Annotated in this window: 13 protein-coding genes; 1 reads left to right on the forward strand and 12 read right to left on the reverse strand. The window is 70.5% G+C overall.

Features of this window, described 5'->3' with window-relative positions; all coding sequences use genetic code 11:
- Positions 1 to 9 precede the first annotated feature (9 nt).
- Genes nuoK through OHA86_RS15065 form a run of 11 tightly spaced genes read right to left on the reverse strand, consistent with a single transcriptional unit; the run spans position 10 to position 10,865 of the window.
- A complete protein-coding gene (gene nuoK, locus OHA86_RS15015) occupies positions 10 to 309 on the reverse strand; it encodes an NADH-quinone oxidoreductase subunit NuoK (RefSeq protein ID WP_033177728.1) in 300 nt (99 codons plus the stop codon).
- On the reverse strand, positions 306 to 1,184 hold the full coding sequence (locus OHA86_RS15020) for an NADH-quinone oxidoreductase subunit J (RefSeq protein ID WP_329175742.1): 879 nt from the start codon (positions 1,182 to 1,184) through the stop codon (positions 306 to 308). Before OHA86_RS15020 ends, nuoK begins: the two co-directional genes overlap by 4 nt.
- Positions 1,181 to 1,825 carry an NADH-quinone oxidoreductase subunit NuoI gene (nuoI, locus tag OHA86_RS15025; RefSeq protein ID WP_329175743.1) on the reverse strand — a complete coding sequence of 215 codons (645 nt, stop codon included), beginning with the start codon at positions 1,823 to 1,825 and terminating at the stop codon, positions 1,181 to 1,183. Before nuoI ends, OHA86_RS15020 begins: the two co-directional genes overlap by 4 nt.
- A complete protein-coding gene (gene nuoH / locus OHA86_RS15030; RefSeq protein WP_329175745.1) occupies positions 1,818 to 3,209 on the reverse strand; it encodes an NADH-quinone oxidoreductase subunit NuoH in 1,392 nt (463 codons plus the stop codon). The genes nuoI and nuoH overlap by 8 nt, the downstream gene beginning before the upstream one ends.
- Positions 3,206 to 5,686, reverse strand: coding sequence for an NADH-quinone oxidoreductase subunit G (locus tag OHA86_RS15035; RefSeq protein WP_329175746.1), 2,481 nt, complete (start codon positions 5,684 to 5,686; stop codon positions 3,206 to 3,208). Before OHA86_RS15035 ends, nuoH begins: the two co-directional genes overlap by 4 nt.
- Positions 5,683 to 7,017, reverse strand: coding sequence for an NADH-quinone oxidoreductase subunit NuoF (gene nuoF / locus OHA86_RS15040; RefSeq protein ID WP_329175748.1), 1,335 nt, complete (start codon positions 7,015 to 7,017; stop codon positions 5,683 to 5,685). Before nuoF ends, OHA86_RS15035 begins: the two co-directional genes overlap by 4 nt.
- Entirely contained in the window at positions 7,017 to 7,880 is an 864-nt protein-coding gene (gene nuoE / locus OHA86_RS15045; protein WP_329175751.1) for an NADH-quinone oxidoreductase subunit NuoE, read from the reverse strand. The genes nuoF and nuoE overlap by 1 nt, the downstream gene beginning before the upstream one ends.
- On the reverse strand, positions 7,877 to 9,214 hold the full coding sequence (locus OHA86_RS15050; protein ID WP_329175753.1) for an NADH-quinone oxidoreductase subunit D: 1,338 nt from the start codon (positions 9,212 to 9,214) through the stop codon (positions 7,877 to 7,879). The genes nuoE and OHA86_RS15050 overlap by 4 nt, the downstream gene beginning before the upstream one ends.
- Positions 9,211 to 9,927 (reverse strand): NADH-quinone oxidoreductase subunit C, encoded by a 717-nt coding sequence (locus OHA86_RS15055; protein ID WP_329175755.1) that lies wholly within the window; start codon positions 9,925 to 9,927, stop codon positions 9,211 to 9,213. The genes OHA86_RS15050 and OHA86_RS15055 overlap by 4 nt, the downstream gene beginning before the upstream one ends.
- Entirely contained in the window at positions 9,924 to 10,478 is a 555-nt protein-coding gene (locus tag OHA86_RS15060) for a NuoB/complex I 20 kDa subunit family protein (protein WP_033177720.1), read from the reverse strand. The genes OHA86_RS15055 and OHA86_RS15060 overlap by 4 nt, the downstream gene beginning before the upstream one ends.
- 27 nt (positions 10,479 to 10,505) lie before the next feature.
- The gene (locus tag OHA86_RS15065) at positions 10,506 to 10,865 is read right to left on the reverse strand and encodes an NADH-quinone oxidoreductase subunit A (protein ID WP_073501933.1); all 360 of its coding nucleotides are present in this window, start codon (positions 10,863 to 10,865) and stop codon (positions 10,506 to 10,508) included.
- A 570-nt stretch (positions 10,866 to 11,435) separates the two neighbouring features.
- On the opposite strand from OHA86_RS15065, the gene OHA86_RS15070 reads away from it, so the two are divergent.
- Entirely contained in the window at positions 11,436 to 12,356 is a 921-nt protein-coding gene (locus OHA86_RS15070; protein ID WP_329175756.1) for a C40 family peptidase, read from the forward strand.
- A 151-nt stretch (positions 12,357 to 12,507) separates the two neighbouring features.
- Here the strand turns inward: OHA86_RS15070 and OHA86_RS15075 are convergent, their stop codons facing one another.
- On the reverse strand, positions 12,508 to 13,224 hold the full coding sequence (locus tag OHA86_RS15075) for a hypothetical protein (protein ID WP_329175757.1): 717 nt from the start codon (positions 13,222 to 13,224) through the stop codon (positions 12,508 to 12,510).
- Between the last annotated feature and the right edge of the window lie 8 nt (positions 13,225 to 13,232).

Below are 13,232 nucleotides of genomic sequence, written 5' to 3' on the forward strand. Positions count from 1 at the left end.
GCAGCCCCTCTACAGCTTCATGAGATTGGCGTCGTCGACCGAGGCCGAGTGGCGGGAACGGAAGATCGACACGATGATCGCGAGCCCGACCACGACCTCGGCGGCGGCCACGACCATCGTGAAGAACGCGATGACCTGCCCGTCGAGGTTGCCGTGCAGCCGGGAGAAGGTGACGAACGCCAGGTTGCAGGCGTTCAGCATCAGCTCGACGCACATGAAGACGACGATCGCGTTGCGCCGGATCAGCACACCGGCGGCACCGATGGTGAACAGCAGCGCCGACAGGTACAGGTAGTTGGCCGGATTCACTTGGCACCCTCCTCGGCCCGCTCGTTGTGGCCGGCCGGCCGGGACGGCCCGACCGCGGGACGGTCGGGCTCGCGCCCCAGCCACCGCTCGGAGCTGTGGTCGAGGTCGGCGAGCCGCCGCATGGCGTCACCCGACACATCGCGGATCTGGCCGCGGTCGCGCAGCGTGGAGCTGACCGACAGCTCGGAGATCGTGCCGTCGGGCAGCAGCGCCGGGATGTCCACCGCGTTGTGCCGGGCGTACGTGCCGGGGGCGGGCAGCGGGGTGACCTGGCGGCCCTCGCGGACCCGGGTCTCGGACAGTTCGCGCTGGGTGCGGCGCTCCTCGGTGCGCTCCCGGTGGGTGAGCACCATGGCGCCGACGGCGGCGGTGATCAGCAGGGCGCCGGTGATCTCGAAGGCCCACACGTACTTGGTGAACAGCAGGTGCGCCAGGCCCTGGACGTTGCCGCCGTCCGCGGTGTTGGCCGCGCCCAGACCGGTGAAGGTGTGCAGCGAGGCGTTGGCGATACCGGCGATGAGCAGGATGCCGAAGCCGAGCCCGCACACCGCGGCCATGATGCGCTGGCCCTTGAGCGTCTCCTTGAGCGAGTCCGCCGCGGTGATGCCGACCAGCATGACCACGAACAGGAACAGCATCATGATCGCGCCGGTGTAGACGACGATCTGGACCACGCCCAGGAAGTACGCGCCCTGCGCCAGGTAGAAGACCGCCAGGATGATCATCGTGCCGGCCAGCGACAGGGCGCTGTGGATGGACTTCTTCATCAGGACCGTGCCCAGCGCCCCGAGCACGGCGACCGTGCCCAGGATCCAGAACTGCACGGCCTCACCGGTGGAGGTCTGCGAGGCGGCGGCTGCCGCGAGCGACATCATGCCTCGGCCCCCGTTCCCGCGGGTGCCGAGCCGCCGGGGGCGATGATCTCGACGTCGCCCCCGCTGTCGGCGTGCACGCTCTCGTCGGGCTTCTCGCCCTTGGAGACGGCCACCTGCCGTTCGGTGCCGGGGGCGGCCTCAGTGACCAGGCCCCGGTAGTAGTCGCCCTCGTCCATGCCGGGGAAGATCGAGTGCGGCGACTCGACCATGCCCTCCTCCAGGCCCGACAGCAGCTGCTCCTTGGTGAAGATCAGCGACTCGCGGGTCCGGTCGGCGAGTTCGTACTCGTTGGTCATGGTCAGCGCGCGGGTCGGGCACGCCTCGATGCACAGCCCGCACAGGATGCAGCGGGCGTAGTTGATCTGGTAGACGCGGCCGTAGCGCTCACCCGGGGAGTAGCGCTCCTCCTCGGTGTTGTCCGCGCCCTCCACGTAGATCGCGTCCGCCGGGCAGGCCCACGCGCACAGTTCGCAGCCGATGCACTTCTCCAGGCCGTCGGGGTGCCGGTTGAGCTGGTGGCGGCCGTGGAAACGCGGTGCTGTGGGCTTCTTGTACTCGGGGTACTGCTCGGTGAGCCGCTTCTTGAACATGGCCTTGAAGGTCACGCCGAAGCCTGCGACCGGGCCGAGGAACTCAGGCATCGCCGTCCTCCTGCTTCTCCTGCTCCGGGGCGTCCTGGCCGGATGCGCCGACGAGTTGGGGCTCCGCCCGGCTGGGGCGGCGCGGCACCCGCTGCACCTGCTGCCCTGGCAGCGGTGGTACGGGGTAGCCGCCGGCCATCGGGTCGAACGTGGCCGGCGGGGCGAGGAGTCCGTCCTCGCCGGGCTTCTGCTTGTCCTCCCGGTCCCTGAACAGGTCCGCGACCAGCGAGATCAGCAGCAGCACCAGCACCGCGCCCGCGATGTACAGCACGATCTTGGTGAAGTCGTAGTTGTCGTTGCGCATCGCGCGGACCGCGGCGACCAGCATCAGCCAGACCATCGAGATCGGGATGAGCACCTTCCAGCCGAGCTTCATCAGCTGGTCGTAGCGCACCCGGGGCAGGGTGCCGCGCAGCCAGATGAAGAAGAACAGCAGCAGCTGGACCTTGACCACGAACCAGAGCATCGGCCACCAGCCGTGGTTCGCGCCCTCCCAGAAGGTGCTGACCGGCCAGGGGGCCCGCCAGCCGCCGAGGAAAAGGGTGGTGGCGACCGCCGAGACGGTCACCATGTTGACGTACTCGGCGAGCATGAACAGCGCGAACTTGATCGAGCTGTACTCGGTGTTGAAGCCGCCGACCAGGTCGCCCTCGGACTCGGGCATGTCGAAGGGGGCGCGGTTGGTCTCGCCGATCATCGTGCAGATGTAGACCAGGAACGACACCGGCAGCAGGATCACGTACCAGCGGTCGTGCTGGGCGCCGACGATGGTCGAGGTCGACATCGACCCGGAGTAGAGGAAGACCGCAGCGAAGGACAGGCCCATCGCGATCTCGTACGAGATCATCTGGGCCGACGCGCGCAGGCCGCCGAGCAGCGGGTACGTCGAGCCCGACGACCAGCCGGCCAGCACGATGCCGTAGATGCCGACCGAGGCGGTCGCCAGGATGTAGAGGATGCCGATCGGCAGGTCGGTGAGCTGGAGCGCGGTGCGCTGGCCGAAGATGGACACCTCGTTGTCGGCCGGGCCGAAGGGGACCACCGCGAAGGCCATGAAGGCGGGGATCGCCGCCACGATCGGCGCGAGGACGAAGATCACCTTGTCGGCCCGCTTGACGGTGATGTCCTCCTTGAGCATCAGCTTCACACCGTCGGCGAGCGACTGGAGCATGCCCCAGGGCCCGTGCCGGTTGGGGCCGATGCGCAGCTGCATCCAGGCGACGACCTTGCGCTCCCACACGATGGAGAACAGCACGGTCAGCATCGCGAAGGCGAAGCAGAAGACGGCCTTGAGCAGGATCAGCCACCACACGTCGTTGCCGAAGAACGACAGGTTCTCCGTGGTGGCGGCCAGCTGGCTGGCGCCGGCGAGCTGAGCGGTCATGAGGACGCCTCCGCGGAGATCGCAACGACCTGGCCCGGGCGGGCGCCGACATCGGACGCCACGCCGTCGCCCGTCGAGTTGAGCGGGAGCCAGACCACGCGGTCGGGCATCGGGGTGACGGCCAGCGGCAGCGTGGTGGCGCCCGCGGGTCCGGTCACCGTGAGCTGCGTGCCGTCCGCCGCGCCGAGTTCGGCCGCCGTCGCCGGGGAGAGCCGGGCCACCGCCGCGTGGCGGGTCGCGGCCAGGGCGTCGTCGCCGTCCTGGAGCCGGCCCTGGTCGAGCAGCAGCCGGTGTCCGGCGAGCACCGCCTGACCGGACTCGGGGCGCGGCAGCGGGACCGAGGACTCCAGCGGCGCGGGCCCGTAGGAGCCGGACCAGCCGGAGAGGCGGTCCAGTTCGGCGCGCGCGGACCGGACGTCGGACAGGCCGAGCGACACGTCGAGCGCGTCGGCCAGCATGGTCAGCACCCGGGCGTCCGGCTGCTGGTGCCTGCTGGTGGCCTGGTCGGGCTTGATCGCGGCCTCGAACATCCGCACCCGGCCCTCCCAGTTGAGGAAGGTGCCGGATTTCTCGGCGACCGCGGCCACCGGCAGCACCACGTCGGCGCGGTCGGTCACCTCGCTCGGCCGCTGCTCCAGGCTGACGACGAAGCCGACCGCGTCCAGCGCCGCGCGGGCGCGGGCCGGGTCCGGCAGGTCGGCGACCTCGACGCCACCGATGAGCAGCGCGCCCAGCTCGCCGGCCGCGGCTGCCTCCAGGATCCCGGCGGTGTCCCGCCCGAAGCGGCCCGGCAGGGTGGGCAGCCCCCACACAAGGGACACCTCGTCGCGGGCCCGCGGGTCGGTGACCTGGCGTCCGCCGGGCAGCAGCCCCGGCAGCGCGCCGGCCTCGACCGCGCCGCGCTCGCCGGCCCGGCGCGGGATCCACGCCAGGGCGGCGCCGGTGGCGGTGGCCAGCCGGATCGCCGCGGTGAGCGCGCCGGGCACGGCGGCCAGCCGCTCGCCGACCAGGATGACGGCGCCTTCGGTCCTCAGCGCGTCCGCGGCCTGCCGTCCGGCCTCGTCCAGGCCGACCCCGCCGGCGAGCGCGTCCATCCACTCCGGCTCGGTGCCGGGCGCCGCGGGCAGCAGGACGCCGCCCGCCTTGTCCAGGCCGCGGGTGGCGTGGGTGGCGAGCGCGTACGTCTGCTGCTTGCGCTTGCGGTGCGCCTTGCGGAGCCGCAGGAAGACCCCGGGGGCCTCCTCCTCGGCTTCGAGGCCCGCCAGCAGGACCGCGGGCGCGGCCTCCAGCCTGGCGTTGGTGATGCCGCTGCCGTCGAGGTCGAGCCCGCGGCCGGCGACCGCGGCGGCCAGGAAGTCGGCCTCCTCGGCGGAGTGGGCGCGGGCCCGGAAGTCCACGTCGTTCGTGCCGAGCACGACCCGGGCGAACTTGCTGTACGCGTAGGCGTCCTCGACCGTGAGCCGGCCGCCGGGCAGCACGGCCGCCCGGCCGTGCGCCGCGGTCAGCCCGGCCGCGGCGGCGGCGAGCGCCTCGGGCCAGGAGGCCGGGGCCAGTTCACCGTCGGCGCCGCGGACCAGCGGGTGGGTCAGCCGCTCGGGGCGCTGGGCGTAGCGGAAGCCGAAGCGGCCCTTGTCGCACAGCCACTCCTCGTTGACCTCGGGGTCGTTCGAGGCGAGCCGCCGCAGGACCTTGCCGCGCCGGTGGTCGGTACGGGTGGCGCAGCCGCCCGCGCAGTGCTCGCACACCGACGGCGACGACACCAGGTCGAAGGGCCGGGAGCGGAAGCGGTACGCGGCCGAGGTGAGCGCGCCGACCGGGCAGATCTGGATGGTGTTGCCGGAGAAGTACGACTCGAACGGGTCGCCCTCGCCGGTGCCCACCTGCTGCAGCGCCCCGCGCTCCAGCAGCTCGATCATCGGGTCGCCGGCCACCTGGTTGCTGAACCGGGTGCAGCGCGCGCACAGCACGCACCGCTCGCGGTCCAGCAGCACCTGCGCCGAGATCGGCACCGGCTTGGCGAAGGTGCGCTTCCTGCCCTCGAAGCGCGAGTCGGGGTCGCCGACCTGCATCGCCTGGTTCTGCAGCGGGCACTCGCCGCCCTTGTCGCACACCGGGCAGTCCAGCGGGTGGTTGATCAGCAGCAGCTCCATCACCCCGCGCTGCGCCTTCTCGGCGACCGGCGAGGACAGCTGGGTGTGGACCACCATGCCGTCGGTGCAGGTGATGGTGCAGGAGGCGACCGGCTTGCGCTGGCCCTCGATCTCGACGATGCACTGCCGGCAGGCGCCGACCGGGTCGAGCAGCGGGTGGTCGCAGAACCGCGGGACCTCGATGCCGAGCATTTCGGCGGCCCTGATCACCAGGGTGCCCTTGGGCACCGAGAGCGGGATGCCGTCGACGGTGATGGAGACCAGGTCCTGCGGCGGCACCGCGGGCTGCCCCGCGCCGGAGGACGCACTGCTTGTGGTGACGGTCACGCGTGGGCCTCCGTACGGTACTTGTCGGCCCAGGCGGTGGAGCGGGCCGGGTCGAAGGGGCAGCCCTTGCCCTCGATGTGCTCCTCGTACTCCTCGCGGAAGTACTTGAGGGAGGAGAAGATCGGGGCGGCGGCGCCGTCACCGAGGGCGCAGAAGGACTTGCCGTTTATGTTGTCGGCGATGTCGTTCAGCTTGTCCAGGTCCTCGATCCGGCCCTTGCCGGCCTCGATGTCCCTGAGCAGCTGCACCAGCCAGTAGGTGCCCTCGCGGCACGGCGTGCACTTGCCGCACGACTCGTGGGCGTAGAACTCGGTCCACCGGGTGACCGCCCGCACCACGCAGGTGGTCTCGTCGAAGCACTGGAGGGCCTTGGTGCCGAGCATCGAGCCGGCGGCGCCGACGCCCTCGTAGTCCAGCGGCACGTCGAGGTGTTCCTCGGTGAACATCGGGGTGGACGAGCCGCCGGGGGTCCAGAACTTGAGCCGGTGGCCGGGCCGCATTCCGCCGCCCATGTCGAGCAGCTGGCGCAGGGTGATGCCGAGCGGGCCCTCGTACTGGCCGGGGCGGGCGACGTGTCCCGACAGCGAATAGAGCGTGAAGCCGGGGGACTTCTCGCTGCCCATCGATTTGAACCAGTCCTTGCCGCGCTGGATGATCGCGGGAACCGACGCGATGGACTCCACGTTGTTCACCACGGTGGGGCAGGCGTAGAGCCCCTCGACGGCGGGGAAGGGCGGGCGCAGCCTCGGCTGGCCGCGGCGCCCCTCCAGGGAGTCCAGCAGCGCGGTCTCCTCGCCGCAGATGTAGGCCCCGGCCCCGGCGTGCACGGTGATCTCCAGGTCGAAGCCACTGCCCTGGATGTCGGTGCCCAGGTAGCCGGCCTCGTAGGCCTCGCGGACGGCTTCGTGCAGTCGGCGCAGTACCGGGACGGTCTCACCGCGGAGGTAGATGAAGGCGTGATGCGAGCGGATCGCGTAACACGCGATGATCATGCCCTCGATGAGGGAGTGCGGGTTGGCGAAGAGCAGCGGGATGTCCTTGCACGTCCCCGGCTCGGACTCGTCCGCGTTGACCACCAGGTAGTGCGGCTTGCCGTCGCCCTGCGGGATGAACTGCCACTTCATGCCGGTGGGGAAGCCCGCGCCGCCGCGTCCGCGCAGGCCCGAGTCCTTGACGTAGGCGATCACGTCGTCGGGGGCCATCGCGAAGGCCTTGGTCAGCGCCTCGTAGCCGTCGTGCCTGCGGTAGGTCTCCAGCGTCCATGACCGCGGGTCGTCCCAGAAGGCGGACAGTACGGGCGCGAGCAGCTTCTCGGCCGGTTCCACGGTCATCACTCGTCCTCCTCCTCTGTGGCGTTGTCGGCGACGGGGTCCGCGGGGTTGGCCGGATCGGACTCGGCCGTCTGCCGGGGCGCGTCGTGCGAGCTGGCGTGCTCGGCGGGCGACGGCGCGGAGCGCGTGGCGCCGCTGTCGTCGCTCGGGGACTCGGCGCGCTGGCCGACCACCCGGGCCGGGGCCTCGCCGCGGTGCAGCCGCAGGCCGGCCAGCGACGCGGGACCCGCGCCGCCGCTCGCCTCGACCGCGCCCTCGCGGGTGTCGGGGAAGCCGGCCAGGATGCGGGCGGTCTCCTTGTACGAGCACAGCGGCGCGCCCCGGGTGGGGCGCACCTCACGGCCGGCGATCAGGTCGTCGACCAGCTGCCGGGCGGAGTCGGGGGTCTGGTTGTCGAAGAACTCCCAGTTGACCATCACCACCGGGGCGAAGTCGCAGGCCGCGTTGCACTCGATGTGTTCGAGGGTGACCTTGCCGTCCGCGGTCGTCTCGTCGTTGCCGACGCCGAGGTGCTGCTTGAGCTCGTCGAAGATGGCGTCGCCGCCCATCACCGCGCACAGCGTGTTGGTGCACACCCCGACCTGGTAGTCGCCGCTCGGCTTGCGGCGGTACATCGTGTAGAAGGTCGACACCGCGGTGACCTCGGCCGTGGTGAGGTCCAGCATCTCGGCGCAGAAGCGGATGCCGGTGCGGGTGACGTGGCCCTCCTCGGACTGCACCAGGTGCAGCAGCGGCAGCAGGGCGCTGCGCGATCCCGGGTAGCGGGCGATCACCTCCCGGGCGTCGCTCTCCAGCCGGGCGCGCACGTCGGCCGGGTAGTCGGGCGCGGGCATCTGCGGGATGCCCAGTGACACGTCGGTCATCGGTCGACGCCTCCCATCACGGGGTCGATGGACGCCACCGCGACGATGACGTCGGCGAGCTGGCCGCCCTCGCACATCGCCGCCATAGACTGCAGATTGGTGAACGACGGGTCGCGGAAGTGCACCCGGTAGGGGCGGGTGCCGCCGTCGCTGACGGCGTGCACGCCCAGTTCGCCCTTCGCGGACTCCACCGCCGCGTAGGCCTGCCCCGGCGGCACCCGGAAGCCCTCGGTGACCAGCTTGAAGTGGTGGATCAGGGCCTCCATCGAGGTGCCCATGATCTTCTTGATGTGGTCGAGGCTGTTGCCCATGCCGTCCGGGCCGAGCGCGAGCTGCGCGGGCCAGGCGATCTTCTTGTCCTCGACCATCACCGGGCCGGGCACGAGCCGGTCGAGGCACTGCTCGATGATCCGCAGGCTCTCGTGCATCTCGGCCAGCCGGACCACGAAGCGCCCGTAGGAGTCGCAGGTGTCGGCGGTCGGCACCTCGAAGTCGTAGGTCTCGTAGCCGCAGTAGGGGTCGGACTTGCGCAGGTCGTGCGGCAGGCCCGCGGCCCGCAGGATCGGACCCGTGGCGCCGAGCGACATGCAGCCGGTCAGGTCCAGGTAGCCGACGTCCTGCATCCGGCCCTTGAAGATGGGGTTGCCGGTGGCGAGCTTGTCGTACTCGGGCAGGTTCTTGCGGAAGGTCTTCACGAACTCCCGCACCTGGTCGATCGCGCCGGGCGGCAGGTCCTGGGCCAGGCCGCCGACCCGCACGTAGGCGTGGTTCATCCGCAGCCCGGTGATCAGCTCCAGGATGTCCAGGATCATCTCGCGGTCCCGGAAGCCGTAGATCATGATCGTGGTGGCGCCCAGCTCCATGCCGCCGGTGGCGATGCACACCAGGTGCGAGGAGATCCGGTTCAGCTCCATCAGCAGCACCCGGACGATGGTCGCCCGGTCCGGCACCTGGTCGGTGATGCCGAGCAGCTTCTCCACGGCCAGGCAGTACGCGGTCTCGTTGAACAGCGGGGTGAGGTAGTCCATCCGCGTCACGAAGGTGGAGCCCTGGACCCAGGTCCTGTACTCCATGTTCTTCTCGATACCGGTGTGCAGATAGCCGATGCCCGAGCGCGCCTCGGTGACCGTCTCGCCGTCGATCTCCAGGATCAGCCGCAGCACTCCGTGGGTGGAGGGGTGCTGCGGGCCCATGTTGACGATGATCCGCTCGTCGTCGGACTTGCCGACGGTCTCGGCCAGCTCGTCCCAGTCGCCGCCGGTGACGGTGAAGACCCGGCCCTCGGTGGTGTCGCGCTCCTCGGCCTGCTGGGGGGACGCGTATCCGTTCGTCATGAGTACGACCTCCGCTGGTCGGGAGCCGGGATCTGGGCACCCTTGTACTCGACGGGGATGCCGCCGAGCGGGTAGTCCTTGCGCTGCGGGTGGCCGGGCCAGTCGTCCGGCATCATGATCCGGGTCAGCGCGGGGTGGCCGTCGAAGACGATGCCGAAGAAGTCGAAGGTCTCGCGCTCGTGCCAGTCGTTGGTGGGGTAGACGCTCACCAGCGACGGGATGTGCGGGTCGGCGTCGGGGACACCGACCTCGATACGGATCAGCCGCCCGTGGGTGATCGACCGCAGGTGGTAGACGGCGTGCAGCTCGCGGCCCTCGTCGCCGGGGTAGTGCACCCCGCTGACGCCGGTGCACAGCTCGAAGCGCAGCGCCGGGTCGTCGCGCAGCGTGCGGGCGACCCGCATCAGGTGCTCGCGGGCGATGTGGAAGGTCAGCTCGCCGCGGTCCACGACGGTCTTCTCGATCGCGTCGGCCGGCGGCAGGCCCTGCTCGTCGAGGGCGCCCTCCAGCTCGTCGGCGACCTCGTCGAAGACCCCGTCGGGCCCGCCGTAGGGCCGCGAACTGGCGCCGGGCAGCCGCACGGTACGGACCAGGCCGCCGTAACCGGACGTGTCGCCGCCGTTGTTGGCGCCGAACATGCCCTTGCGGACGCCGATGACCTCACCGGGCGCCTGGTCGCGCGGCGCCGGGACGCTGCCGCTCTGCTCGCTCATCGCAGCAGCCCCTTCATCTCGATCGTGGGGAGCGCCTTGCGGGCCGCTTCCTCCGCCTCGCGGGCGGCCTCCTCGCGGTTCACGCCGAGCTTGCCGCCCTGGATCTTCTCGTGCAGCTTGAGGATCGCGTCGAGCAGCATCTCGGGGCGCGGCGGGCAGCCGGGCAGGTAGATGTCGACCGGCACGATGTGGTCGACGCCCTGCACGATCGCGTAGTTGTTGAACATCCCGCCGCTCGATGCGCAGACGCCCATCGAGATGACCCACTTCGGATTCGGCATCTGGTCGTAGACCTGCCGCAGCACCGGCGCCATCTTCTGGCTCACCCGGCCCGCGACGATCATCAGATCGGCCTGCCGCGGCGAGCCGCGGAAGACCTCCATGCCGAAGCGGGCCATGTCGTAGCGCCCGGCACCGGTGGTCATCATCTCGATGGCGCAGCAGGCCAGGCCGAAGGTGGCCGGGAAGACCGACGCCTTACGTACCCAGCCCGCCGCGGTCTCCACCGTCGTCAGCAGGAATCCGCTCGGCAGTTTCTCTTCGATACCCATGCGTAGGCTCCCTGGTCCCCTCGGTCCCTAGTCCCATTCCAGGCCGCCGCGCCGCCATACGTACGCGTAGGCGACGAAGACGGTGAGCACGAAGAGGAGCATCTCCACCAGCCCGAACATCCCCAGGCGGTCGAAGGTGACGGCCCAGGGGTAGAGGAAGACGATCTCGATGTCGAAGACGATGAAGAGCATCGCCGTCAGGTAGTACTTGATCGGGAAGCGACCGCCGCCGACCGGCTGCGGTGTCGGCTCGATGCCGCACTCGTACGCTTCCAACTTGGCCCGGTTGTACCGTTTCGGCCCGATGATCGAGGCCATGAAAACGGAGAAGATCGCGAAGCCGGCCGCGATGCCCCCCAGGACGAAAATGGGCGCGTAGGCGTTCACCGTCCCCCGCTCCTTCCAGTCGGCAGTGACTGACATGTACGGACCGTGACCTGTGGTGTGGTCCGCATCACCTTCGGCGACGAAGATCGCGTCCATGTGAGGCAGTTCACAAGCCCAAGTCGCCTGCATCCTATGCCTCCCGGTCTGTGATCTGCGACACGGGGTACGGGCAGAGCTTTGTGATCTCCACCACCTGACCAATGATCATGAAGTCGGATGAGCGGTGATCATGGGGGAGATCATCCACAAACGATCACTTCACGTCACATCTATGTTAATTCTCGCTGGTCAGAGCCCTGCGCTCTTTATCAAGGGACCGCGACGGCGGGCAAATTGGTGTTGGACGCGACCTCGTGATAGCGCCGGGCCGGCCGGCCAACAGCCCCTCGGAGCCGAGGAGTCCGACGCGTGAACGCGTGCACGAGCACATACGTCACCGGCCATGTGAAACCGCATCAAACCGCCCGATCGGCACGATCATGAAACGGGCATTTGAGCCGTGAGCACGTCAACTGTGGCGCATCCCACCTTTGTTGAACGGAACCTTTCATTCCTGATAGCCAGAGACGCATGCCCCACAACAGACCCCGGACCTCCGCGTCCGTTCAGCACATCCATACCGGCCGCCGGCGGCACGCCGCACCGACCCGTCCCAACTGGACGCGCAGGGCCGGAATCGTCGGCGGCGTCGTCAGCGCAATCGCACTCAGCGGTGCAGCCGCCCCGGCCATAGCCGACAACCACTCCCCGAAGTCGCGGGCCGCCGAGAAGGTCTCGTCCCGCACCCTGGCCACGTCTTCCCCGTCGACGACCCCGCTGTCGACCGCTGTCACCACCCGGCAGGCCGCCGATGCGATCGCGCAGGACGCGATCGAGATATCGGTGGCCGCCGCGCAGCAGCAGGCGGCGGACCAGGCGGCGGCGCAGGCGAAGGCGGCGGCCGCGGCCGCGGCCGCCGCTGACGCCGCCGCGAAGCAGAAGGCGGCCGTCGCCGCCAAGGCCGCCAAGGCGCGGGCCACCGCGAGCGCGATCGCCGCCTCGCGCTCCGCGAAGCGCACGACGCTCACCGCCGCTCCGGTGGCGGCGACCTCCGCCACCGCCACCGCCGCCCCCGCGGCGGTCGCCCCGGCCTCCGGCACCAAGGTCGACCAGCTGATCGCCTTCCTCAAGTCGCAGCTGGGCAAGCCGTACGTCTACGGCGCCACGGGCCCCAACTCGTACGACTGCTCCGGCCTGACCCAGGTCGCCTACGGCACCGTCGGCGTCAACCTGCCGCGTACGTCGCAGGAGCAGTCCACGGCCGGTACGCCGGTCGCCCTCGGCAGCCTCCAGCCGGGAGACCTGATCTTCTGGGGCGGCCAGGGCAGCGCCTACCACGTGGGCGTCTTCATCGGTAACGGCCAGTACCTGGACGCGGCGAACTCCTCGACCCCGGTCGGGATCCACCAGATGGCCGACTACGAGCCCGACTGGGCAGTCCGCGTCCTCTGACCCCGTCCCCTCCCTCCACCCTTGCCCCCGCGCCCCCGATCCGGTCCTGCCGGACCGGGGGCGTCTGCCGTTCGGTCCGCTGTGAACGGGGCACGCACCGGCCTGGACGCCCGCGCCGCACACATACGGCCGGACGCCGTATCGCCGGGCCCTACACCAGCCAGGGCAAGCCGTGCGTGGCCCAGTCGCCGAGCCAGAACGCGGCGGTGGAGGGTGCCGTGCAGCCTTGGGTGGAGCCGTCGTGCGGGAAGAGTTCGGTAGGGGCGATGTAGCCCTCGCCAGGCGCCAGGCGGATGCGGAGGATGTTGATCGGCCGGCCTTCCGTGACGTAGGCCCGCAAGTCGTCGGTGTGCGGAAGGCGGCGCTGGGGGTTGTGGTGGACGGCCTCGCCGATGGTGCGGATGTCCCGGTCACCGATGAGGAGGTAGCGGGCCGCGGGGCCGAGGTTGAAGCAGAGGCGGCGCCGACTGAGGTGCCGGGTCCGGTAGGGAAGGCGGTCGTGGTTGTCGACGTGGACGCCGACGAAGAGGTCGTTGGCGGGGTTGGGTGTGGTGGTGAGCAGCTCCGGCCCGCTGGTGTGGTGACCCAGATAGGTGACCCGGGGGGCGGGGAGCGCGGCGGGCAGGGCGGCGAATGAGGTGGGGGGCGCGCCCGGCGGGAGGGCGACCAGTTCGACCAGGGAACGGTGGTCGGTGCTCTGCCCGGGCTTCAGGCCGGCGGGGAGGTCCCGCGGCAGGGGGTTCCAGCGGTTGCCGGGGACGGCGGCCCCGGTCTCGTACGGCTCATCCGTGTCGGCCGGGCGGAGGGTGGTGATCTCGCAGCGGGCGCGTAAACGGCCGGCATCGGTGTGCGCGATCCTCAGGTCCACAGTGCTTC

The organism is Streptomyces sp. NBC_01477, assembly GCF_036227245.1.
Classification (GTDB): Bacteria; Actinomycetota; Actinomycetes; order Streptomycetales; family Streptomycetaceae; genus Actinacidiphila.

Coding starts and splice junctions, on each gene's coding strand:
- nuoE (WP_329175751.1), bottom strand. CDS start 7,880: ATGACCGACGTGTCACTGGGCATCCCGCAGATGCCCGCGCCCGACTAC.
- OHA86_RS15055 (WP_329175755.1), bottom strand. CDS start 9,927: ATGAGCGAGCAGAGCGGCAGCGTCCCGGCGCCGCGCGACCAGGCGCCC.
- OHA86_RS15060 (WP_033177720.1), bottom strand. CDS start 10,478: ATGGGTATCGAAGAGAAACTGCCGAGCGGATTCCTGCTGACGACGGTG.
- nuoI (WP_329175743.1), bottom strand. CDS start 1,825: ATGCCTGAGTTCCTCGGCCCGGTCGCAGGCTTCGGCGTGACCTTCAAG.
- nuoH (WP_329175745.1), bottom strand. CDS start 3,209: ATGACCGCTCAGCTCGCCGGCGCCAGCCAGCTGGCCGCCACCACGGAG.
- OHA86_RS15070 (WP_329175756.1), top strand. CDS start 11,436: ATGCCCCACAACAGACCCCGGACCTCCGCGTCCGTTCAGCACATCCAT.
- OHA86_RS15050 (WP_329175753.1), bottom strand. CDS start 9,214: ATGACGAACGGATACGCGTCCCCCCAGCAGGCCGAGGAGCGCGACACC.
- nuoF (WP_329175748.1), bottom strand. CDS start 7,017: ATGACCGTGGAACCGGCCGAGAAGCTGCTCGCGCCCGTACTGTCCGCC.
- OHA86_RS15020 (WP_329175742.1), bottom strand. CDS start 1,184: ATGATGTCGCTCGCGGCAGCCGCCGCCTCGCAGACCTCCACCGGTGAG.